Source organism: endosymbiont of unidentified scaly snail isolate Monju (genome assembly GCF_000801295.1).
Lineage (GTDB): Bacteria > Pseudomonadota > Gammaproteobacteria > Chromatiales > Chromatiaceae > MONJU.
In genome coordinates this window covers 301,111-323,991 of the sequence record NZ_AP012978.1, presented here as the reverse complement: position 1 = coordinate 323,991, position 22,881 = coordinate 301,111, and the positions used below count along the sequence as shown (strand labels likewise).

Sequence of the window (22,881 nt, the reverse complement as noted above, 5' to 3'; positions counted from 1 at the left end):
CATGAGATTCCGTCCCGCCAGATCGATACTACTCTGCTCTCTGGCGGTCATGCTCGCCGGCCCCGCAGGGGGCATCACCATCAAGAAATGGGTAGACGAGAATGGCGTCACCCATTACGGAACATCGATCCCTCCGCAATACGTGAATCAGGCACACGAGGAACTCAACGAACGCGGCATTGCCGTCAAGCGCGTGGACCGCGCCCAGACACCGGAAGAGATCGCGCGTGAACGCGAACTGGAGGCCTTGCGCCGCGAACAGCAACGCATCGTCGAGCGCGAGGCTGACAAGAAGCGGATCACCGCCCAGTACCAGCGCGAGCTGAATCGCTTTCGGCAGCTCAAGCACGGCTTCCGCGCCAACTCGCCGGGCGACGTGGAGCCCGTCCGCAAGCAGCCGCGAATCATTCCTGTCGACGGTGCGGTGGTCTGCCACGACAGCAACCAGTGCGACCGCCTCTGGCCGCTGGCCAAGGAATGGGCCAAACAGCATGCCACCACACCGGTCGAGGTCGTGGGCGAACGCATCCTGGTCACCCGCGCAGCACGCAAGCCCACCGACATCAGCCTGACGGTGTCACGCCTCAGACGCAGCGGGGTGGAGCGCATCTTCCTGGACCTGTCCTGCATGAACAGCGTCTCGGGCCGGGAGTTCTGCAAGCGCGCCTCGGTACGCGACCTGCCGCGTCAGTTCGTCGAGGTCATGCAGCAGCACATCGAAAAGGAAGACGCCGCCTCAGTCGGCAAATAGACCCGCCTGCAACACCTGCCACTCGGCCTCCCAGGCAGCGAGGCAGGACCGCTCGAAACGCGAACGCCGGAACTGGTGTAACCGACCCTCGATATAGGCGGTGAGCAGGGCTGCCCCGGCCGCGGGCTCCACTTGCAGACGGCCGTCGCCCTGCAGGACCTGCTCGCGCAGGATCTGCCGCAATTGCAGCTCGATGCGATCGAAGAACTGCTGCACCCGCTCGAGCAACCGCTCACGCTCGCCGACCAGGGCATCCCCCAGCAGGACGCGCGTGATACCGGGATTGCGATCGGCAAAGCCCAGCAGCAGATAGAGCACCTGGGCGCAACGGACACGGGTGTCCTTCTCTGCCTCGAGGATCTGGTTGATACGCACGAAGACGGTCTCCTCGGCAAAGGCGATCAATCCCTCGAACATGCGGGCCTTGCTGGGGAAATGCCGATACAGGGCCGCCTCGGAGACGCCCACCGCGCGCGCCAGCGCGGCGGTGGTGATACGGTCTCCAGGATTGACCTCGAGCTCGCGCGCCAGAGTCTCGAGGATCAGTTGCTTGCGGGATGGTCTTGGCATGTCAGCGGATCAGGGTTCCCACACCTTCGTCGGTAAACAGCTCGACCAGCACCGCGTGCTCCACCCGGCCATCGATGATGTGCGCACTGCGCACCCCCGACTTCACCGCATCGAGCGCGCAGCGGATCTTGGGCAGCATGCCACCGTGAATGGTGCCATCGGCGATGAGCCGGTCCACATCGGCGGTACTCAACCCGGTGAGCAATTCGCCATCGGCATCCAGCAGGCCGCGGGTATTGGTAAGCAGAATCAGCTTCTCGGCGCCGAGCACCTCGGCCATCTTGCCGGCCACCAGATCGGCATTGATGTTGTAGGAAAAACCGTCCTCGCCCACCCCGATGGGAGCGACCACGGGAATGAAATCGCCCTGCACCAGCATGTTCACCACCGAGGCATCGATGCTGTCGACCTCGCCCACGTGACCTATGTCGATGATCTCGGAGGGCCGTTCGTCGGTCTCCGGCAGGGTCATGCGCAGCTTGCGCGCACGGATCAGGTCACCGTCCTTGCCGGTCAGCCCCACCGCCTGCCCGCCGTGCCGATTGATGAGGTTGACGATGTCCTTGTTGACCAAGCCACCGAGCACCATCTCCACCACGTCCATGGTCTCGGCGTCGGTGACCCGCATGCCCTGCACGAACTCGCTCTCCTTGCCCAGGCGCTCCAGCAGGCGACCGATCTGCGGTCCGCCCCCGTGCACCACGACCGGGTTGATGCCGACCGTCTTCATCAGCACCACGTCGCGTGCAAACCCGGCCTTGAGACGATCGTCGGTCATGGCATTGCCGCCATACTTGATGACCACGGTACGCCCCGCGAAACGCTGTATGTAGGGCAAGGCCTCGGTGAGTACGTGTGCGACATTGCCCGCCGCTTGTGCATTCAAACCCATGGGAAGCATTCTCCAGACTGCTCGGTTCGGAATCGACGGCCCGGATCAGAAGGGAAGATCCCTGTCCGGGAGCGCCTGCTGCATCAGTTCGCGGAAACGCTGCTTGATCGTCTCCAGTGCCGCCGGGGAGTCGGCCTCGAAACGAAATACCAGCGAAGGCATGGTATTGGAAGGGCGCACCAGGCCCCAGGCATCATCGAACTCGATGCGCAGACCGTCCAGATCGACCACCCGGGCATCGGGGAAATTGGCTGCCGCCATGATCGACTGCATGGCCAACAGGGGCTCGCCTTCGCTCATGTGCAACTGGTATTCCGGCGTACCGATGCCGTAGGGCAGTTCGGCAACCTGCTCGTGCACCGGACGGGGATCGTCGGCAAAGACCTCGAGCAGGCGGACCGCCACGTAGATGGCATCATCACTGCCGGACCAGCGTTCCTTGATATAGATGTGCCCCGAGAACTCCCCCCCGATGAGGGCTCCGCTCTCGCGCATCTTGGCCTTCATCAGGCTGTGACCGGAACGCCACATGATCGGCCGGCCGCCATTCGACAGGATGAATCCCGCAAGATAGCGCGAGGACTTCACGTCATAGATCACGTCAACGCCCGGGTGGCGACGCAACACGTCGGCCGCCAGCAACATCAGCAGATGCTCCGGCCAGACCGGCCCGCCACGGTCATCGACCACGCCGATACGATCGCCATCACCGTCGAAGGCGACCCCCAGGTCGGCATTGCGCGCCACCACCTCGCGACGCAGGTCTTCCAGGTTCTCGGGACGACTGGGATCGGGATGATGATGCGGGAACTGCCCGTCGGGTTCGCAGTACAGCGGGGTAACCTCGCAGCCCAGCATCTCGAACAGGGCGCAGGCCAGTTCGCCCGCGGCCCCGTTGCCCGCGTCCACCACGACCTTCAGGGGGCGGCCGAGGGTGACGCTCTCGACCACCGCGTCCAGGTACTCGCGTCGGACATCCCGTTGCTCGCGCGCCCCCTGGACCGGCTCGAAACCGCCTTCGAGCATGCGTTCACGCAACGCCAGCAACTGCTCGCCCTGGATCGGCTCGGTACGCAGGTAGAGTTTGAAACCGTTGTATTCCGGCGGATTGTGGCTGCCGGTCACCATCACCGCAGCCGATTCCGGATCCTGGTGCATGGCGTGGTAGAGCAGCGCCACCGGCCCCATGCCCAGTTCGATCACCTGCATCCCCTGCCCCGCCAGCCCGTCGATCATCGCCTCGTAGAGATCGGCACTGGACAGGCGGGGATCATGCGCCACATAGACGCGCGAGACCCCGTTGGCCTGCGCCATCTCGGCCAGCGCCCAACCCAGCCCCTGCGCCACCTCGGGCGTCAGCTCCTTGCCAGCCAGCCCTCGTACATCGTAGGCACGAAATATATTGGCGGCCACCTTCACCGGCATTCGTTGATGCGTCTCGCGCACTTCGATACCGGTACGCACCTCGCCCCCCCGTGGCTGAGCACGCTTTGGTTTGTCGGCAACTACCACAGGTTGCGGTTTCTCCCGGGCGGCCGCCCCCTTGCCATAGGCCCGCTTGGCCATCCCGCTGAGCAACAACATCGCATCACGCGCCATCGACGTGCGCGGCACATGCTCACCGGCACCATGCCCCTCCTGAATGGCCTCTCCCAGCGCCACCAGGGCCGCCATGTCGTACCGCAGATCACGCACCAGGGCCTGCTGCCGCACAAACAGCAGACCGAGTACCAGCAACAGTGCCCCACCGGCTGTCGCCAGCAACAACGTGGCCTCTTCCCCCGTGGACCGGGGCGTCACCTGGTAGAAGATTCGCCAGATACTGCCCGGCACGGCCACACTCTCTGCGCCAGCCGGCGGGTGCCCCGTTCCACTGGAGGCGATCACATAGCCATCCGCCTCACCCTGCACCAGCCACAGGACACCCGGCACGTTCGGCGCCGACACCAGGGGCCGCAACTGGCTCAGCGGCCAGGCAACGAAGGCCGCACCTACCACCCGCTTGTCATGCTCGATCGGCAAGGCCATACCCAGGTAAGGGCGTCCGGCCATGATCTGGTGGATCTCTGCCGGCGGGTGCTTGCCCTGCAAGGCGCGCCGCACCATGTCCACGCCCGCGAAACCCATCGGGGCTTTTCCCCGGGGATCGGGCGCCACGTCCATCTGGGGAAACAGGCGCAGCTGAAGTGCACCCGGCAACAGGGCTGCCGCAGCCTGGGCGATACGCTTCAACGTCTCGGCCTCTCCACCCTCCAGGGCCCTGCGCACCGTGCTCGACCGGGTCACCAGACCCAACAGCTCACGCCGTGCAGCAAGAAAGCCACCGATCCGCTCCGAGAGCGCCTCGGCAGTACCCTGAACGCTGGTGCGGGCGGACTGTGCCTGGAGATCGCCGATGAACTCGAGCGCCAACCAGGTAACCAGGGCCAGCGCCAGGAACACCCCGGCGGCAACCGGCAGAAAGTAGTGCATCGGAGTGGCGGCCGCAGCACCATTCCGGCGCCTCTTGCCGTTGCCCGACCGTTTTCCGGCGATTGCCTCCATGCCCATCAGTGCCGTCCTGAATGTCCGAATCCGCCTGCTCCTCGCTCGCTGGTCTCGAATTCCTCGACCTGCTCGAACACTGCACGCACCACCGGCAGCAAGACCAGCTGGGCAATGCGCTCGCCCACCTCGATACGAAACGTCTTCTGTCCCCGGTTCCAGCAGGAAACGTACAGCTGCCCCTGGTAGTCGGAATCGATCAGCCCCACCAGGTTGCCCAGCACGATGCCGTGCTTGTGGCCCAGGCCAGAGCGCGGCAGGATCACCGCCGCCAGCGAGGGGTCGCCGATGTGGATGGCGATGCCGGTGGGGATCAGCTCGGTCTCGCCGGGCGCCAGCTCCAGTGGCGCCTCGAGCATGGCCCGCAGGTCCATCCCGGCAGAGCCCGCCGTGGCGTAATCGGGCAGCGGAAACTCGCTGCCCAGGCGCTCATCGAGGATCTTCAATTGTAGCCTGTGCATCCATCCTCTCCGCAATCACCGAGACCAGTCGCTCGGCCAGTCGGGTTTTCGGCTGCCGGGGTAGTTCGAGACGTCCCCCTTCCCAGAGCACCAGCAGCGCATTGTCGTCGACCTCGAACCCTTCGCCCTCGCCAACCTGGTTGGCGGCGATCATGTCGATCCCCTTGGCCTGCCGCTTGGCTTCCGCCTGCCCGGCCAGCGCCTCGGTCTCCGCGGCAAAGCCCACGCAGAAGGGACGATCCGGCAGGGCCGCCACTTCACGCAGGATATCGGGATTTTTCACCAGCCCGACCTGCAAGGTCTCTTCGGTCTTCTTTATCTTGTGGTCCGCCACCTCGCGCGGACGATAGTCGGCGACCGCCGCGCAGGCCACGAACAGATCGGCCCCGGCCACCGCCTCGAGTACGGCCTCGCGCATCGCCAGCGCCGTCTCCACCGGGACAAGGCGCACCCCCGGCGGCGCAGCCAGGCTCACCGGACCACTGACCAGGATCACTTCCGCCCCCTCGCGCAGCAGGGCCTCGGCCACCGCATAGCCCATCTTGCCCGAACTCCGGTTGCCGAGAAAGCGTACCGGATCGAGCGGTTCGCGTGTGGGACCGGCGGTGACCACCGCCTTGCGCCCACCCAGGCGCCCCCGCCCGAACAGCTCGCCGACCCGTGCCAGCAGCTCGGCCGGTTCGAGCAGGCGACCCGGCCCCTGGTCGCCGCAGGCCTGCTCTCCCTCGGCCGGCCCCCAGACCCGCACGCCGCGTGCGCACAAGGCCTCGACGTTGGCGGTCGTCGCCGGGTGTCTCCACATATTCTGGTTCATGGCCGGCGCCACCGCCAGCGGCGCCTCGCTGGCCAGGCACAGGGTGGACAGCAGATCGTCGGCCAGGCCGGCGTGCAGGCGTGCCAGGAAGTCGGCACTCGCCGGCACCACCAGGATCAGCTCGGCCCAGCGCGCCAGCTCGATGTGTCCCATGGCCGCCTCGTGCGTGGGATCGAACAGCGCCTGACGCACCGGCCGCCCCGTGATCGCCTGGAAGGTCAGTTCGCCGATGAAGGCGCCCGCCGCCTCGGTCATCACCACCTGAACCTCGGCCCCGGCACGCACCAGCAGACGCGCCAGCTCGGCGGCCTTGTAGGCGGCGATGCCCCCGGTCACGCCCAGCAGGATGCGCCGGGCACACAGTCGAAAGTGATTACTCACGGTCATGTGCCCAAGTGTACTTGCTGCCCCCCCGGCGTGCCATGCACCCCGTTCCGGTTCTCTTTCGCGCCCTGTCCACCAACAGACCGGCGGGCCTGCCCGGAGGCTTCACCGGCATCCTGGACTTCAAACCTGGTTCGGCCGGTGGAATATTCGGGCTATTAACCCGGCCCCCATCTATGCCACCCTCAGCCACCACGAGCGCGACCGTGGCGAGGCGCCGCGCCGAAGGCAGGGTCATTCCCTGTCGAGGTGCGGCAACGACGTCCACGGGCACGCTCGTGGTGGCTGAGGGTGGCATAGATGGGGGCCGGGTTAATAAAATCCATCCACCTCATCGGCTTTCAAGGACGAGACCATGAGCATACGAGACTGGCCTGCCGACGAGCGGCCACGCGAAAAATTGCTGGCGCATGGCGCGGGCGCGCTCAGCGACGCCGAGCTACTGGCGATCTTCCTGCGCACCGGGGTCAAGGGGCGCAGTGCGGTGGACCTGGCGCGCGCACTGCTGACACGTTTCGGCAGTCTGCGCACACTGCTCAACGCCTCGCGACACGACTTCTGCGCCGCACCGGGATTGGGCGATGCCAAGTATGCCCAGCTGCAGGCGGTGCTGGAGATGAGCCGGCGGCACATCGGCGAGCGCCTGCGGCGCGGGGCAACCATCGACGCACCGGAGAAGTGCGTCGACTACCTGCAGGCCCGCCTGGGCGACTCCCCGAGCGAATGCTTCGCGGTACTGTTCCTCGACAACCGGCACCGCCTGATCGCCTTCGAGGAGCTGTTCCGCGGCACCATAGACGGCGCCAGCGTCTACCCGCGCGAGGTGGTGCGACGCGCCCTGGTACACAATGCCGCGGCGGTAATCCTCAGCCACAACCATCCCTCGGGGGTCGCCGAACCCAGCGAGGCCGACCGCCAGATCACCCTGCGCCTGCGCGACGCCCTGGCTCTGATCGACGTGCGCGTGCTCGACCACATCGTGATCGGCGACAGCGAACACTGCTCGCTGGCACAACGCGGCTGGATCTGAGGACCAACTGCGCTGTTGCCCCCAGCCCGTAATGCCCCCTTTGCCCGGTTCCGACGGAGAGCAGAGACCGACCGTGAGCCCGTGACGGGAGCGCATCCAGCAGATCGCCAACACAACTCCGACAGCGAGAGGCAGCCATGCCACCTGGCCTGCCGATACACCAGGTCAAGCGCCGGCCCCACCGCCATCCGGACCCCGGCCCCGCGGGACTGACCTCCCGGCAACTGGCCGATCAGGCAGCAGCTGCACTGAGCCGGTGTTATCCTCGAACGAAGATGGACACTTCCACCTTCTTTCTCTATCTGCTGGTCATCCTGATCACGGCCCGGGTGTGCGCCGAGATCGCCGTCCACTTCGGTGCACCGGCCGTCATCGGGGAACTGACCGCCGGGATCGTGCTCGGGCCCAGCCTGCTGGGCATCATCCACCCCGAAGAGACCATCCGTTTTCTCGCCGAGATCGGCATCCTGCTGCTGCTCTTCGAGGTCGGTCTGGAAACGGATATCCACAAGCTGATCAACACCGGAAGAAGCTCCGTACTGGTGGCACTGGCCGGATTCACCCTGCCTTTCGTGCTGGGCTTCCTGCTTGCCAAACTGGCGTTCGGCCTCCCCACCCTGGTCTCCCTCTTCGTGGGCGGAACCCTCACCGCCACCAGCATCGGCATCACCATGCGGGTGCTCATCGACCTGGGTCAGCGCAGCAGCCGCGTGGGGCAGATCGTGCTGGGCGCAGCGGTGCTGGACGACGTGCTCGGCGTGGTATTGCTGGGCCTGCTCTACGAGTTCTCGGTGGCCGGCGGCATCACCCTGGGCAACACCGGCAAGGTACTGCTCTTCATCCTGCTCTTCTTCCTCATCGCACCGGTGGCCGCCCGGCTCATTTCCGTCCTCATCCGCCACGTGGATACCGCCAGCGACCTGCCGGGACTGATCCCCACCGCCATCGTGTCACTGGTACTCTTCTTCGCCTGGCTGGCCCACGCCATGGGGGCGCCGGAACTGCTCGGCGGCTTCGCCGCAGGACTTGCGCTCTCGCGTCGCTTCTTCCTCCCCTTCGGCATCGCCCTGCGCACCCAGCCCGAATTCTCCACGCGCATCGAGGCGCAGATGCGGCCCATCATCCAGCTCTTCACCCCCATCTTCTTCGTCACCGTCGGGCTGTCGCTCAACCTGCACGAGGTGGACTGGAATTCCGCCTTCATCTGGGCCTTTTTCTTCCTCTCCCTCCTGGTGGCAGTGGCCGGCAAGTTCGGCGGCGCCCTGCTCATTCGGGAGCCGTTGCGCCAACGCATCATCATCGGCGTCGCCATGATTCCCCGGGGCGAGGTGGGACTGATCTTCGCCGAGCTGGGCCGCACCAGCGGCATCTTCGACGATTCCGTCTACGCGGGCATGATCATGGTGATCGCCTTCACCACGCTGATCCCGCCCTTCCTGTTGAAGATGCTCTGCCATGGGGACCGGCCGGCAGACTCCGGCGAGACCGGGATTTCGGGCACGAAAAAGCCACCCGGAGGGGGCGACTTCCGGGGAGATGACCGTTAGGGGCAGACTCGAATCGCCGACCCCGGCATCATGAATGCTGTATTCCGATCAGCCGAACCGCCTGGCCACGTGAGGCGGGACCGGCCCGGCTTTTCGGCCGTGGGCGCCTGAACGACCGATTGCGCTTGCCCGCGCCCCGGCCTTCTGTTATAAATACGCGCCTTTCAGCCCGCCCCCGCGTTTCGGGGCGATGAAATCAACCGCATTTTTGGGGCTCCGACCATGTCCAAAGTCTGTCAGGTAACGGGCAAGCGGCCGATGACCGGCAACAACGTGTCTCACTCGCACCGCAAGACGCGGCGCCGCTTCCTGCCGAACCTCCACTACCATCGTTTCTGGGTGGAGAGCGAGCAACGCTTCGTTCGCCTGCGGGTCTCCGCCGCCGGCATGCGCATCATCGACAAGAAAGGCATCGACGCCGTGCTCGCCGAGCTGCGCGCACGTGGCGAGAAGGTCTGAGGAGCAACACCATGGCCAAGGCAGTTCGTGAAAAGATCCGGCTCAATTCGAGCGCAGGCACCGGTCACTTCTATACCACCACCAAGAACAAGCGCACCATGACGGGCAAGTTCGAGATCAAGAAGTACGACCCCGTCATCCGCAAGCACGTGATCTACAAGGAAGGCAAGATCAAGTAATCCGTCCTTGCACACCGCTCGCAACAAAAAACCCGCCAATGGCGGGTTTTTTGTTGCCTGGGGGACCAGCAGGGATCAGACAGCGACCGCCGGGCGATAGCTGCGCACCCGCTCGGCGAACTCCTGCAAGGCGCGGATGCCGCTGGCCTCGGCCTCGCGACACCACTGCTGCAAGGATTCGAGCAACACCTCCTGGCTGGCCGCCGAACGGCCCCATATCCCCTGCAGGCGCTCGCGCGCCGCTGCGTCCAACCGCGCGCCATCTGTGCCAAGCTGGCGCCACGCCTGGCGCGCCAGCCGCCGACAATGCCGCTCCGACCGGCACAGCTCCGCGCGGGCCACCGGGCGGATCACCTGCTGGGCATAGTCGGCCAGCACGTACATGCTGTGCACTACCACGGCCTTCACGGTCTCGGTATCGACATGGGCCTTGCCGGCATCCAGCAGTGGCCGGAGCGCAACCCGCCGAATCCGCGCCATTCCCAGCAGGGACAGCAGACGGATGTAGAACCAGCCGATGTCGAACTCGAACCAGCGCGCCGACAGCCTGACCGAGCTGGGGAAGGCATGGTGATTGTTGTGCAGTTCCTCGCCGCCGATGAGGATGCCCCAGGGCGAGATGTTGGTCGCGGCGTCCGGCGAGGCGAAGTTGCGATAGCCCCACCAGTGCCCCAGACCATTGATGACCCCGGCGGCCCAGAAGGGTATCCAGGCCATCTGCACCGCCCACACCGCCAGTCCGGCCGCACCGAACAGTACCAGATCGATCACCAGCATCAGACTGATGCCCAGCGAGCATCGGCGGTAGACATGGCGCTCGAGCCAGTCGTCGGGGGTACCGTGCGAGAAGCGCTCGATCAGACCCTGGTCGGCGATCGCCTTGCGATACAGCTCGACGCCTTGCCAGAGCACCTTGCGAATACCCTTGACCTGCGGGCTGTGCGGGTCGTCCTCGGTCTCGCAACGGGCGTGGTGGTAGCGATGCACGGCCACCCACTCACCGGTCACCATGCCGGTGGTCAGCCACAGCCAGAAACGGAAGAAATGCGCCACCAGGGGGTGCAGGGTGAGCGCGCGATGCGCCTGAGCGCGATGCAGGTAGACGGTGACCGCAACGATGGTGACATGGCTCATCGTCAGGGTTGCCAGGATCAACTGCCACCAGGACAGTTGCAAAAGGCCTTCGATCATGAGAGCTCCAAGAGAACCTCGCCAGCAGAAGCGGCGCGGGAACCCGTCGCCGGAAACGGTGCAGAGATTCGAAATGACAAAAAGAACTGCCAGCCGTTTTCAGACAGACCAGCCTATCCAGTATAGCGGCCCAACCGTGGAGGAACCTGATTCCCGGACACTGTCGCCGGTATTTCACCAATTTCCGGCCTGCGCCCAAAGGGATTCTGGTCGAATCCTCCGCTCGCTTGCGAAGGAGGCCCGAAGGAGTCATCCAGACCAACACTCCCCCCCCGGACATCCGACATGCGAGGAGGGGGATACAACACGTGTTCAGAACTGTCCTAAAGATCCCGGCCGACATGCCGTCACTTTTCGCATGTCGAATGATGCTTCCAGCCCCAGCCCCCCCGTCACCGGCGGATGCACCTCCGGCCTCGGTACGCGTCGGTCGCCAGGCCATCTTCGACCGGCAACTCGAGGTCTTCGGCTACGAGCTGCTGTTCCGCAGCGCCGACAGCGGCAACCGCTGCACCTCGATTGACGGCGACAACGCGACCTCCAGCACCATCCTCAACGCCTTCATCGAGATCGGCTTCGATCGCCTCACCGGCGGCAAGCCCGCCTTCCTGAACCTGACCCGGAACTTCTTCACCGAGATGCCACACCTCCCTTTCCAGCCCGATGCCGTGGTGCTGGAAGTACTGGAAGACATCCCGGTGGACGATCGTCTGATCGAGGCCGTGCGACAGCTGCACGACCAGGGCTACCGGGTCGCGCTGGACGACTACCTGTTCGAACAGCGTTGGCAACCCCTGCTGCCCTGGGTGGACATCGTCAAGGTGGAAATCACCGAACAAAGTCTGGCGGAGATGCCGCACCGGACCGCCCCGCTGCGCGAGCGCGGCCTCACCCTGCTGGCAGAAAAGGTCGAGACCCGGGAGCAGTATCGCTTCCTGCTCGAGTGCGGCTTCGAGCTGTTCCAGGGCTATTTCTTCGCCCGCCCCGAGGTGATCCGCGAGGATCGCCTGCCCGAGTCCCACCTGGTGGTGATACGCCTGCTCGCCCAGCTCAACGACCCCCAGGTCGAGATCGAACAGATCGCGGAACTCATCGCCCAGGACCCGGCCCTGAGCTACAAGATGCTGCGCCTGATCAACTCCGCGGCGGTGGGCCTGAGCCGGCAGGTCGATTCCATCCACCAGGCGGTGGTGCTGCTGGGCCTGCAACGCGTCCGCGCCTGGGCCAGTCTGTTCGTGATGGCCGGCGTGGACCATGCGCCCTCGGAACTGCTGCACCTGGGCCTGTTCCGTGCCGCCCTGTGCGAACGCCTCTCGCGGCAGAGCGGCATCGGCCGACCCGACACCGGCTACACCATGGGCCTGCTGTCCATCCTCGACGGCCTGCTGTCACTGCCCATGGCACAGGCCGTGCAGGAACTGCCACTGCCACCCGAGATCCAGCGTGCCATCAGCCACCACGAGGGCGAACACGGCCTGCTGCTGCGCGCCGCGCTGGCGCTGGAGGCGGGCACCCCCCTGCCCAAGGACTCACGTCTGCAACTCGACGACAACAGCCTGATGGACACCTTCCTTGCCGCCAGCGAACAGGCCTTCGCCGTCCTCGACGCGCTGCACTGAGGACGCTTCGATCGCTTCAGCCGGGCAGATCGGCGCAAGGGGAAACCACGAAGAACACAAAGCACACGAAGGCGTTCGCTGCACGGTGAGCAACAGACGCCCTGCGTCTCTCGTGATGCCTCCCGGGGACGTTCGACCTGCTCGACCTCAGAACCAAAAACCTTTGTGCACTTTGTGTCCTTTGTGGTGAACACCCCCGCACGAAACGAACGCCGCCTCCCGGGCTGGGAGCCTGTCGGACTTAGGGGGATCGACGCGAAAATTCGACAGGGATTATCAGCTCAGTTTATCGGCCGAGGCGAATAGCCGGCCCTATTTAACGAGGACAATAAGCTGAGATGATGATTCATGGCGGATTTGCAGCCGATTCATCCTAAGTCCGACAGGCTCCTAGTCACGCTGCAACAACAGGTTGCCGAAATCGTCCACCCGGGCGCGCCAGCCCGGCGCCACCCAGGTGGTGGCCACCTGCTCGGCCACGATCGCCGGCCCGGCGAAGGCGAAGCCCGGCGGCAAGGTCTCGCGTCGGTAGAGCGGCACCTCGCCACACCCCGGCACCGACACGGGCCGCGGATCGGGCCGGCCGTCCGCTCGCCAGTCCGGCAGCCGGAAACCACAGCCCTCGCCGCGCACTGCCAGACGCAGGGTCACCAGCTCCACCGGCTGGTCGAGGGCATGACCGTAACGCTCGGCATGCAGGGAGTGAAAGGCCGCGGCCGTGTCCGCCGCCCCCGTCCAGGGCAGGTTGAGGGTATGCGACTGGCCGCGATAGCGCAGATCGGCGCTCACCACGGCCTCGGCCCGCTCCAGCACGATACCTTCGGGCGCCAGCATGGCTGCCGCGCGCTCGCGCAGGCGTGTCAGGGCCTCGGTCACCGCCGCCTGCAGATCCGCCTCGCCGAGATCGCGCATCAGGGTGATCGACAACTGCCGCCCCGGCCGGGCCACCAGCATGCCCAGGGCCGAGAGCACCCCGCCGTGTGCCGGCACCATGGCCTGGCGCATATCCAGCGCCTCGGCCAGTTCGCACACGTGCAACCCGCCCGCACCACCGAAGGAGACCAGCAGGTGCCCCCGCGTATCCACGCCACGGCGAATCGAGATGGCGCGCAAGGCGCGCGCCATGTGCGCATTGGCCACATCGATCACCGCGCGCGCCGCCGTCAGTACATCCCCGTCCAGCGCCTCGGCGACCGGCCGCATGGCCCGCTCCGCCGCGCCCCGGTCCAGCGCCATGTCCCCACCGAGGAAGGCATCGGCCTGCAGACGACCCAGCAGCAGATTGGCGTCGGTCACCGTCGGCCGCTCGCCCCCGCGTCCGTAACAGGCCGGCCCCGGATCGGCACCCGCCGAGGCCGGCCCCACCTGCAGCATCCCGCCCTCGTCGAGCCAGGCGATCGAGCCACCCCCCGCGCCGATGGTGTGCATGTCCATCATGGGCACCGCCACCGGCCAGTCACCGATGCGCCCCTCGCTGGTCAGCGCCAGCTCGCCCTCGATCAGCGCCACATCGGTCGAGGTGCCGCCCATGTCGAAGGTGAGCAGGCGATCGAAACCGGCGCGCTCGCCCAGGTGCTTTGCCGCCACCAGTCCGCCGGCCGGTCCCGAGAGCAACATGCGCACCGCCTGACCCGCGGCCTGGTCGGCGCTCATGGTCTCGCCCGAACTCTGCATCACCGACACCGGCACCCCGGGCAAGGCCCCGCCCAGGCGCCGCAGGTAGCCGGCGACGCGCGGCCCGACCCAGGCATTCAGCCAGGTCGCCATACCGCGCTCGTACTCGCGCACCTCGGGCAGCACCTCGGAAGACAGCGACACGAAACAGTCCGCCGGCACCACCTCGCGCAGGCGCTGCTCCAGCTCGGGACGCAGCCAGGAGAACAGCAGGCAGATCGCGACCGCCTCAGGGGCGCGCTCGGCCAGTGCATCACGCAGGGCGGCGAGATCGTCGTCGGTGAGCGGCTCGACCACCGAGCCATCGGCACCGATGCGGCCGCAGGTCATACAGCGCACGCCGCGCCTGCCGGCCGATGCTCAGCAGATCGGCAAAGCCCCGGTTGGTGACGAACACCGTACGCACGCCCTTGCCCTCGAGCACCGCGTTGGTCGCCACCGTGGAGCCATGCACCACCTGCAAGCGATCGAGCGGCAGGTCCAGCTCGGCGATGCCCTGCAGGATGGCTCGCTCCGGCGCCTCGGGTGTAGACAGCACCTTGTGCACGCGCACCCGCCCGTCCTCGTCGAAACAGACGAAATCGGTGAAAGTGCCGCCGGTGTCCACGCCAAGCCAGATCATGGCCGCGGATTGTAGAGAAGCGGTGGCGCGACAGGAACCGGGGAGTGAAAACCGCGAAGGCTTTGGAAGGGATAAGCACAAGGCACACCAAAGAGCACAAGGACGGCTTGAACGGGCGCTTCGAGGGAACTGCGCAGGTCGCCAGGGAGGCAAGGTTTTTTCGACGGGCGTATTTCGCAACACCACGCACGGCCTGGAAACTTCCTTGCTCCGTGCGAAGGGGACTCAACCACAGAGCGCACAGAGGACACAAAGAAAAACCTTCGAGAACCTTCGGCCCGAGGACAGGCCTCCTACCTGTGGGAGCGGCGTCCTCGCCGCGAATGCCCGCCCAGGGTGCTGTGACGCAAAATGCAGCGGGAAACCGCAAAGCCGACGTATAAGACCTTCGCGCCCCTCGGGTTACCCCCTCAGAAACGTTCGCGTCCCCCTGTGTTCTCTGTGTCCTCTGTGGTTTCCCTTTTCGAGACTTTCTCCTCCTTGGCGCTTCTCGCCCCGGCTTGCTACCCTGCGCGGCCATGAATGTCCTGTTGCAAGCCCGTGAACTCCGGCTGCCACCGCGCCTGGATCGCCTTTCGCTGAGCCTGCACCGCGGCGAGACGGTGGGGCTGCTGGGGATCAACGGCGCGGGCAAGTCGAGTTTGCTGGCGGCGCTGGCCGGGGCCCTGCCGGGGGCGCGCGGGCGTGTGCGGGTGGCGGGCTCCCCGTTGACGCGGGCGTCACGGCGACGCATCGGCTGGCTGCCGCAGCGCCCCCCGCTGTATCCCGAGCTGACGGTGCGTGAGAACCTGCGCTTCTTCGCCGGCCTGCAGGGACAGGGACACCCGCCGGACGACCGCTGCGCATCCCTGCTCGAACACTTCGATCTGGCCCCCCTGCAAGGCCGGCTGGCCGGTCGGCTCTCGGGCGGCGAGCGCATGCGCCTGGGGCTGGCCTGCGTGCTGGCCCACGAGCCGGACATCCTGTTACTCGACGAACCCACCGCCGGGCTCGATCCCCTGCAGGCGGAACGGTTGCGCACCCACATCCAGGCCATCGCCGACGAGCGCGCGGTGCTGATCGCCTCGCACCTGCTGCCGGACATCGAACGGCTGTGCACGCGCGCCCTGCTGATGCACCAGGGGCGCATCGTCGCCGAACAGGCGCTGGATCACCCGCCGCGGATCTGCGCGCGCTTCGACCGACCGCCAGCAGACCCGGAGCTGCTGGCGCTGCCCGGCATCAATGGGGTGGCGCGGCACGACGACGGCAGCCTGTGGCTGAGCCTGGCCGAGGACGCCCCGCCGGACCTGGCCGAACGGGTCGCGGCCGGCGGCTGGGGCCTGCGCGAGTGGCGCCGGGAAGGCCCCGATCTGTTGTCCCGCTTCCGCGAACTCAGTCTGGGCGAGGCGGCATGATCCGACACCTGCTGGCGCGCGAGCTGCGCGCGCACTTCACCAGCATGACCTTCTGGCTGGTGCTCGCCGGCACCTGGCTGATCTGCGCCTGGATGCTGTTCGCCCAGTTGCAGGTGTACCAGCAGATCCAACCCGACCTGCTGGCACGGCAGGTACCGCTGGGCATCAATGACCTGCTGATCACCCCCACGCTGAACACGCTGGCCCTGTTGCTGCTGTTCGTGGTGCCGCTGCTGGGCATGGGTGCGGTCGCCGGCGAACGCGAGACCGGGCGCCTGCCCGCGCTGCTCGCGACTCCGCTGTCACTGCCGGCACTGGTGCTCGGCAAGTGGCTGGGCACCCTGGTCCCCGCGCTGGCGATCGTCGGTGCCCTGATGGCCCTGCCCGCCAGCCTGGCGCTGGGCATGGCGGTGGAATGGGGCCGCCTGGCCGTCGCCGGGGGCCTGCTCGGCCTGCTCGCGGGAGGGCTCGCCGCGCTCGTTCTGCTGTGCTCGGCGCTGGTCCGCCGGCCACCCTCGGCCATGGCCCTGGCCTTGCTCGTCGGCGGCTTCCTGTGGCTGCTCGACAGCCTTGCCCCGCGCGAAGCGGCCTGGCGCTGGCTGGCCCTGGCGCCCCACCTGGACCCCGGCCTGCACGGTACCCTGCGCAGCGACGACATCGCCTACTTTGTCCTACTCACCTTCGTCTGTCTTGTCGCCGCCGGCCTGGCCCTGTTGCGCCAACGCGAGCGCGCCCCGCTGCACCCGCTGCGCGAACTGATCGCCCTGGGGCTGCTGGGCACCATCCTGGTGCTGGGAGCCGGGCTGTCGCAACGCCACGCCACGGAACTCTACCGGGTACAGCCCCTGCCCGAGGCCCTGTTGCGCGCACTCGACGCCCTGCGCGGCCCGGTGGTGGTCACCGCCTGGGCGCCAGACCACCCGGTGCTGCGCGCGCGCATCGAAAAGCTGATCCGCCCCCTGCAGGCCCGCTATCCCCGGCTGGAACTGCGCTGGATCGACCCCCGACGCGAACCGCAACTGGCCCGCCAGGCGAGAGTGCGCCACGAGGGCGAGCTGCACATCGAGGGCATGGGCCGCAGCCAGCGCGTCGAACGCCTCACCCCGGCGGCCCTGCTGCGCGCCTTCACCCGCATCGCGCGCACCGGGGAGCCCTGGATCGTGGTCCTGCAGGGCCATGGCGAGGCGGGCCTGGACCCGGCCGACCCGAGAGGTATCGGTGCCTGGGCTGCCGCCCTGGAGGAACAGGGCTACCGGGTGCTGGGCCTGCCGGGCAACGCGCCCATCCCCGACAACGTCGCATTGGTGCTGGTCCCCGCGCCACGCCGTGCCCTGCCCGAGCCGGCACGCGCGGCCCTGCGCCGCCACCTCGCACGCGGCGGCCATCTGCTGTGGCTGCACGAAGACGATGCCAGCGACAACCTGACCACCCTGCTCGGGGTGCAGACCCTGCCCGGCACCCTGGTCACCGATACCCCGCAAACCGGGCTCGCCCCCGCCCGCTTCGGGGTGCACTCCGGTCTGGCCCCGCTGCTCGGGAGATCGCCGGACTCGCCCCTGTTGCTGGACGGCGCCCATGCCCTGATCGCCCCGGAAAAGGCACGCTGGGAGGTTGTCACCCGCCTCGAGACCCCGGTGCCGGCCTGGAACGAAACCGGATCGCTGTCCGACCCCGTGCGCCATGAGCCCTTGCAGGGTGAGCAGAAGGCACGCCACGCCGTCGGATTGGCGCTGCGCCACGAGGATTCCCGGGTACTGGTGCTCGGTGACAGCGATTGCGCGCGCAACACCCTGTTCGGCCAGGCCGGCAACCGCTCCATCCTGCTGGGGCTGGTCAACTGGCTCACCGGCAACCACCTGAGCACCGGCAGCGCGGCGCACGACATCGCCATCGACTGGACACCCGAGACCGGCGCGCGCGTCGTCCTGACCCACCTGCTCGGCGTGCCGCTGCTCTGGCTGTTCACAGGGCTGCTCATTCGCAGGCAACGGAGGCGCGGCTGATGCGGCTGCACGGCATCGACCGCCTGATCCTGGCCCTGGGAGCCCTGCTGGCCCTGCTGATCGGCCTGGCCCGGCTCGAGCGGCCGGCCGCTGACCACCCTCTCTGCCGCGCAGGTCCAGGAGGTCCGCGCCTTCTCCGGCGACCAGCTGCGTCTCGCCCTGCTGCGCGATGCCGAGGGTTGGATGCTCACCCACCCCGAGATCGCCCGCGCCCGCCCCGCGCGCGTCGCCACGCTGCTCGCCCTGCTGCACGCACCGGTGCGCGCGGAATGGCCGCTCACCCCGACCCTTCAGGCGCAGGCCGGGCTGGCGCAACCCGTGCGTGCGCTATGGTTCGACAAGCTCGAGATCCGCTTCGGCGGCCCCAGTACCCCGCCGGGACAACGCTATGTGCAGGTCGGCGAGCGGGTGTATCTGGTCGACGACTTCTGGTTTGACCTGGCCGGCCTGCCGGCCACCCACTTCCGCGAGGCCGAGTGATGCCGGAACTGCCCGGGGTCGAGACTACCCGGCGCGGCATCGCCCCGCACCTCGAGGGACAGATCGTGCACGGCACGGTCGTGCGCCAGCCGAAGCTGCGCTGGCCCGTGCCCGCCCTGGACCATCTCGCCGGACAGACACTGCGCACAGTCGAGCGCCGCGCCAAGTACCTGCTGCTGCGCTTCGATCACGGCACCCTGATCCTGCACCTGGGCATGTCGGGCATGCCTGCGCATCCTGCCCGCCGACACCCCGCCACAGGCCCATGATCACTTCGACCTGGTGTTCGGCGACCGCTGCCTGCGCCTGCGCGACCCGCGCCGCTTCGGCGCCGTGCTGTGGACCGACCAGCCGCCCGAACGGCACCCCCTGCTGCGCACGCTCGGCCCCGAACCGCTGTCCGACGCCTTCGATACCGACCACCTGTACGCCGTGACCCGGCGCCGGCGGGTGCCAATCAAGGCACTGATCATGGACGGCCACGTGGTGGTGGGGGTGGGGGTGGGCAACATCTACGCCACCGAGGCGCTGTTTCTCGCCGGCATCGCCCCGGCCCGTCGCTGCGACCGCATCGCCCGCCCGCGCATCGCGATGCTGGTGACGCACATCAAGCAAGTGCTCACCGAGGCCATTGCACAGGGCGGCACCACCCTGCGCGACTTCCAGCGCGAGGACGGCCGCCCCGGCTACTTCGCCCAGTCGCTGCGTGTCTATGGCCGCGAGGGCCTGCCCTGCCCGGCCTGCGGCACCGCGCTGCGTGCCCGCTCCATCGCCCAGCGCAACAGCACCTGGTGTCCGCACTGTCAGCGCTGAGGGACCTCTGATCAACTCTGGCGCGAGCAGATTGTGGTGAAAAATCGTCCGGTTCGAGGCGCGAATCGCACGCAATAGCCCGCTATGGCGAAGATTCGCAACATGGAACCGGGCGATTTGGCGCTGCAAGATGCCGTGTCATGAGTTGATCAGAGGTCCCTTGAGTGACACCTCCCTCTTGCCCCTTCTACAATGGTCCGTGCAACACCAACAGAACCGCAGCAGTAAGCGGTCGTCCTTCACCAAAGTCAGGAGAGAGGGATGATGCAGAAACTTGCAGGCGCCGCCTGCCTGCTGCTGGCTGCCGGGGCCGTGTCGGCCACCGGCGATCCGCAGGCTGGTCGCGCCAAGTCCGAGGCCTGCCTGGGCTGCCACGGCATTCCCAGCTACAACAACGTCTACCCCACCTATCACGTACCCAAGCTGGCCGGCCAGCACGCCGACTACATCGTCGCCGCGCTCAAGGCCTACCGCGACGGCCAGCGCCAGCACCCCACCATGAGCGTGCAGGCCAGCAGCCTCAGCGATCAGGACATGGCGGACATCGGCGCCTTCTGGGAAAGCCTCGGGAAATAAGGAGTACGCATCATGAAGACTTCCATCGTTGCCGGCGGCCTCGCCGCCCTGCTCCTCGTCGGTCCGACACTGGCCGGGGGTGACCCGGCCGCGGGCAAGGCAAAGGCCCAGGTCTGTGCCGGCTGCCACGGTGCCGAGGGCATCAGCGTCAGCCCGGCCTTCCCCAATATCGGTGGCCAGCATGCCGACTACCTGCTGCACGCGCTCAAGACCTACAAGTCGGGCGAACGCAAGAACGCCATCATGCAGGGCCAGGTGGGTGCCCTCACCGAGCAGGACATGGAGGATCTGGCGGCCTGGTTCGCCAGCCTGCCCGGCGCTCTGAAGGACGGCGCCCCCGGACTCTGAGGCAGACGCCTCAGCGACTGGCCCAGGCCGCGCCCACACCGCGCGGGTCGGATGCCGCCTGCAGGCGTCCGGCCCGGCGGTCCCAGAGCACGGCCTGCATGTTGCCGTAACGCTCATCGAGCACGCGCAGGTGGTGCCCCAGCGCCTCCAGGGCCTGGCGCGTGTCCTCGGTGAAGGCGCCCGGTTCGTACTGCACCTCGTCAGGCAGATACTGGTGGTGGAAGCGCAGGCGGTACACCCAGCGCTCAGGTGGCTGGCCAGCCACCGCCTCGAGCACGCCGATCAGTACCATGCTGATGATGCGCGAACCACCGGGCGTACCGAGGATGGCGACCCGGTCCGGACCTTCGACGAAGGTGGGGCTCATGCTCGAGAGCATGCGCTTGCCCGGGGCGATGGCGTTGGCCTCGTTGCCTACCAGGCCATAGACATTGGGCACGCCGGGCTTGATGGAGAAGTCGTCCATTTCGTCGTTGAGCAACACCCCGGTCCCGGCAACCACGAAACCCGAGCCGAAGGGATAGTTGATCGACAGGGTGGCGGCCACTCGGTTGCCCTCGCGGTCGATGATGGAGAAGTGGGTAGTGTCCATCCCCGCGCCGGTTGGCTCGGCCATGGGCCGACTCTCCCCCGCGTGGTCGGGATCGAAGTCACGCAGGCGCTCGCGCGCCCAGGCCGGGTCGAGCAGGCGCTCGAGCGGCATCTCGACGAAATCCGGATCCCCCAGATAGCGGGCGCGGTCCTCGTAGGCGCGGCGCATGGCCTCGATCATGCGATGCACCTGCTGGGCCGCCGGCTGCTCTGTGACGTCCAGGGCCTCGAGCATGTTCAGCATCTCGATCAGCACCACTCCGCCCGAGGAGGGCGGTGCGGCACTGACCACCCGGTAGCCCTTGAAATGGCCGACCACCGGTTCGCGTTCGACCACGCGGTATTCGGCCAGATCCTCGAGCGTCCAGATACCGCCGGCGGCCTGCACGCCCTCGACCAGCCGGCGTGCGGTCTCCCCGGCATAGAAACCGTCGCGTCCGTCACGCGCCAGCCGCTCCAGGGTATCGGCCAGCGCGGGCTGGACGATGCGATGCCCCAGCGGCGGCACCTCGCCGTCCTTCAGGAAGATGCGTGCGGCCTCGGGCTAGGCACGCAGCGCCTCCAGGCGCCACCTGGCCATGCGCCGGTAGTGTTCGTCCACCACGAAACCGCTGCGCGCCAGGTGGATGGCCGGCGCCAGGGCGAGTGCCAGCGGCAGGCGCCCGTAGCGCCGGGCGATATGCACCAGGGCGGCCGGTTCACCGGGGATGCCGGCGGCGAGCGGGCCGTCGATGCTGGCACCGGGTACCGGCTCGCCGTTCGCGTCCAGGTACATGTCACGGGTGGCGCGCAGCGGCGCTCGCTCGCGCCCGTCGATCATCACCTCGAAGCCGTCGCGCGCGCGATGCAGCAGCCAGAAGCCGCCGCCGCCCAGTCCCGAGCTGTAGGGCTCGACCACGGCCAGCGCGGCACTGACCGCCACCGCCGCGTCGAAGGCATTGCCTCCCAGCTCGAGCACGGCGATGCCCGCCGCCGTGGCCTCGGGGTGGGCGCTGGCTACCGCCTGCCCCGGCGGCCGAGGATCGGCCGCAGCCACCCCCAGCCACAGCAGGCAGAAAACAAGAAGGCCCCGCGCGGGGGCCATCCTGTCAATGAGACCGCGCATGGCGCTCAGCCCGCGGCAGCGGTGATGCGCTCGTACTTGGCCATCAGCTCTTCCTGCGACTCCTGGTGATCGGGGTCATGCGGGATGCAATCCACCGGGCAGACCTCGACGCATTGCGAGGTCTCGTAGTGACCGACGCACTCGGTACACAGATCGGGGTCGATGACATAGATCTCGTCACCCTGCGAGATGGCCCCGTTCGGGCACTCCGGTTCACACACGTCGCAGTTGATGCACTCGTCGGTAATCATCAAGGCCATGGGACCACTCCTGAACTACAAGTTGAAACACACATTGAGGCGGCGACGCCGGCTTTCAATCGCAACGCTTTCCCTCCAGCACCCGCTTCACCTCTGGATGAACGAATTCTGACACATCGCCGCCAAGGGCCACGATTTCCCGCACCAACGTCGATGAAATGAAGGCGTACTGCTCGGCCGGGGTAAGAAAGATGGTCTCGATCTCCGGCGCCAGCCGCCGGTTCATGCCGGCCAGCTGGAACTCGTACTCGAAATCCGACACCGCGCGCAGTCCGCGGATCACCAGGTTGGCACCGATGCTGCGACAGAACTCCACCAGCAGGCCAGAAAACGGCTCGACCCGCACGTTGGGCATATCCGCGAGCACCCGCCGCGCCAGTGCCACCCGCTGGTCGATGTCGCACACCGGCCGCTTGGCCGTGTCGCGCGCCACGGCCACCACCACCTCGTCGAACAATCGCGCGGCCCGCGCCACCAGGTCACTGTGACCATTGGTGAGTGGATCGAAGGTCCCGGGATAGACGGCGATGTTGTGCAAATTCCGCTCCAGGCGACAGAAAAGCCCATTCTA

At 67.2% G+C, this 22,881-nt stretch carries 21 protein-coding genes and 2 pseudogenes; 12 read left to right on the top strand and 11 right to left on the bottom strand.

Going from position 1 to position 22,881, the window contains the following annotated elements:
• The first annotated feature begins 1 nt into the window (after position 1).
• Positions 2-751: a DUF4124 domain-containing protein gene (locus tag EBS_RS01545; protein WP_081999756.1), complete on the top strand. Its 750-nt coding sequence runs from the start codon at positions 2-4 to the stop codon at positions 749-751.
• Here the strand turns inward: EBS_RS01545 and slmA are convergent.
• The 5 genes from slmA to coaBC all read right to left on the bottom strand — a co-directional run bounded on the left by slmA (position 737) and on the right by coaBC (position 6,413).
• Positions 737-1,321, bottom strand: coding sequence for a nucleoid occlusion factor SlmA (gene slmA / locus EBS_RS01540; RefSeq protein WP_043106991.1), 585 nt, complete (start codon positions 1,319-1,321; stop codon positions 737-739). The two genes, EBS_RS01545 and slmA, sit on opposite strands and share 15 nt — an antisense overlap.
• Position 1,322: 1 nt before the next feature.
• Positions 1,323-2,213: an acetylglutamate kinase gene (argB, locus tag EBS_RS01535; protein WP_043106990.1), complete on the bottom strand. Its 891-nt coding sequence runs from the start codon at positions 2,211-2,213 to the stop codon at positions 1,323-1,325.
• A gap of 45 nt (positions 2,214-2,258) precedes the next feature.
• Complete coding sequence (locus EBS_RS13245) at positions 2,259-4,685, bottom strand: hypothetical protein (protein WP_171816158.1); 2,427 nt, start codon at positions 4,683-4,685, stop codon at positions 2,259-2,261.
• 77 nt (positions 4,686-4,762) lie between these two features.
• Complete coding sequence (gene dut, locus EBS_RS01525) at positions 4,763-5,218, bottom strand: dUTP diphosphatase (RefSeq protein WP_043106989.1); 456 nt, start codon at positions 5,216-5,218, stop codon at positions 4,763-4,765.
• Entirely contained in the window at positions 5,187-6,413 is a 1,227-nt protein-coding gene (gene coaBC, locus EBS_RS01520) for a bifunctional phosphopantothenoylcysteine decarboxylase/phosphopantothenate--cysteine ligase CoaBC (RefSeq protein ID WP_231892827.1), read from the bottom strand. Before coaBC ends, dut begins: the two co-directional genes overlap by 32 nt.
• Before the next feature lie 358 nt (positions 6,414-6,771).
• On the opposite strand from coaBC, the gene radC reads away from it, so the two are divergent.
• The 4 genes from radC to rpmG all read left to right on the top strand — a co-directional run bounded on the left by radC (position 6,772) and on the right by rpmG (position 9,631).
• On the top strand, positions 6,772-7,446 hold the full coding sequence (gene radC, locus EBS_RS01515) for a RadC family protein (protein WP_043106986.1): 675 nt from the start codon (positions 6,772-6,774) through the stop codon (positions 7,444-7,446).
• 275 nt (positions 7,447-7,721) lie between these two features.
• Positions 7,722-8,993: a cation:proton antiporter gene (locus tag EBS_RS01510; protein WP_070104700.1), complete on the top strand. Its 1,272-nt coding sequence runs from the start codon at positions 7,722-7,724 to the stop codon at positions 8,991-8,993.
• Between the two features lie 222 nt (positions 8,994-9,215).
• Positions 9,216-9,452, top strand: coding sequence for a 50S ribosomal protein L28 (gene rpmB / locus EBS_RS01505; RefSeq protein WP_043106985.1), 237 nt, complete (start codon positions 9,216-9,218; stop codon positions 9,450-9,452).
• 11 nt (positions 9,453-9,463) lie between these two features.
• On the top strand, positions 9,464-9,631 hold the full coding sequence (gene rpmG, locus EBS_RS01500; RefSeq protein ID WP_043106983.1) for a 50S ribosomal protein L33: 168 nt from the start codon (positions 9,464-9,466) through the stop codon (positions 9,629-9,631).
• A 75-nt stretch (positions 9,632-9,706) separates the two neighbouring features.
• On the opposite strand, the gene EBS_RS01495 is transcribed toward rpmG, so the two are convergent.
• Positions 9,707-10,822 carry a DesA family fatty acid desaturase gene (locus EBS_RS01495; protein WP_043106982.1) on the bottom strand — a complete coding sequence of 372 codons (1,116 nt, stop codon included), beginning with the start codon at positions 10,820-10,822 and terminating at the stop codon, positions 9,707-9,709.
• Between the two features lie 365 nt (positions 10,823-11,187).
• Between EBS_RS01495 and EBS_RS01490 the strand changes: the two genes are divergently transcribed.
• Positions 11,188-12,441, top strand: coding sequence for an EAL and HDOD domain-containing protein (locus tag EBS_RS01490; protein WP_231892826.1), 1,254 nt, complete (start codon positions 11,188-11,190; stop codon positions 12,439-12,441).
• 390 nt (positions 12,442-12,831) lie between these two features.
• On the opposite strand, the gene EBS_RS01485 is transcribed toward EBS_RS01490, so the two are convergent.
• Both EBS_RS01485 and EBS_RS14810 read right to left on the bottom strand, forming a co-directional pair.
• Positions 12,832-14,445 (bottom strand): hydantoinase/oxoprolinase family protein, encoded by a 1,614-nt coding sequence (locus EBS_RS01485; protein WP_331711263.1) that lies wholly within the window; start codon positions 14,443-14,445, stop codon positions 12,832-12,834.
• Complete coding sequence (locus EBS_RS14810; RefSeq protein ID WP_331711241.1) at positions 14,369-14,737, bottom strand: hydantoinase/oxoprolinase N-terminal domain-containing protein; 369 nt, start codon at positions 14,735-14,737, stop codon at positions 14,369-14,371. Before EBS_RS14810 ends, EBS_RS01485 begins: the two co-directional genes overlap by 77 nt.
• A 518-nt stretch (positions 14,738-15,255) precedes the next feature.
• Here EBS_RS14810 and EBS_RS01480 point away from each other — a divergent pair.
• The 6 genes and pseudogenes from EBS_RS01480 (at position 15,256) to EBS_RS01455 (ending at position 20,354) form a co-directional block, all read left to right on the top strand.
• A complete protein-coding gene (locus EBS_RS01480) occupies positions 15,256-16,134 on the top strand; it encodes an ABC transporter ATP-binding protein (protein WP_052199186.1) in 879 nt (292 codons plus the stop codon).
• On the top strand, positions 16,131-18,137 hold the full coding sequence (locus EBS_RS01475) for a DUF4350 domain-containing protein (RefSeq protein WP_043106981.1): 2,007 nt from the start codon (positions 16,131-16,133) through the stop codon (positions 18,135-18,137). Before EBS_RS01480 ends, EBS_RS01475 begins: the two co-directional genes overlap by 4 nt.
• Positions 18,138-18,320: 183 nt before the next feature.
• Positions 18,321-18,617 carry a hypothetical protein gene (locus EBS_RS01470; protein ID WP_043106979.1) on the top strand — a complete coding sequence of 99 codons (297 nt, stop codon included), beginning with the start codon at positions 18,321-18,323 and terminating at the stop codon, positions 18,615-18,617.
• Positions 18,617-19,430: pseudogene (gene mutM / locus EBS_RS01465) on the top strand (bifunctional DNA-formamidopyrimidine glycosylase/DNA-(apurinic or apyrimidinic site) lyase). The gene EBS_RS01470 and the pseudogene mutM overlap by 1 nt, the downstream one beginning before the upstream one ends.
• Before the next feature lie 264 nt (positions 19,431-19,694).
• On the top strand, positions 19,695-20,006 hold the full coding sequence (locus EBS_RS01460) for a c-type cytochrome (RefSeq protein WP_231892825.1): 312 nt from the start codon (positions 19,695-19,697) through the stop codon (positions 20,004-20,006).
• A 12-nt stretch (positions 20,007-20,018) separates the two neighbouring features.
• Positions 20,019-20,354: a c-type cytochrome gene (locus tag EBS_RS01455; protein ID WP_043106977.1), complete on the top strand. Its 336-nt coding sequence runs from the start codon at positions 20,019-20,021 to the stop codon at positions 20,352-20,354.
• A 10-nt stretch (positions 20,355-20,364) separates the two neighbouring features.
• Here EBS_RS01455 and ggt read toward each other — a convergent pair.
• From ggt to coaD, 3 genes and pseudogenes are all read right to left on the bottom strand, one after another.
• Positions 20,365-22,050, bottom strand: a pseudogene (gene ggt, locus EBS_RS01450) (gamma-glutamyltransferase).
• Positions 22,051-22,055: 5 nt separating this feature from the next.
• Positions 22,056-22,310 (bottom strand): YfhL family 4Fe-4S dicluster ferredoxin, encoded by a 255-nt coding sequence (locus EBS_RS01445; RefSeq protein WP_043106976.1) that lies wholly within the window; start codon positions 22,308-22,310, stop codon positions 22,056-22,058.
• A 55-nt stretch (positions 22,311-22,365) separates the two neighbouring features.
• Positions 22,366-22,848 (bottom strand): pantetheine-phosphate adenylyltransferase, encoded by a 483-nt coding sequence (gene coaD, locus EBS_RS01440; protein ID WP_043106975.1) that lies wholly within the window; start codon positions 22,846-22,848, stop codon positions 22,366-22,368.
• Positions 22,849-22,881 lie beyond the last annotated feature (33 nt).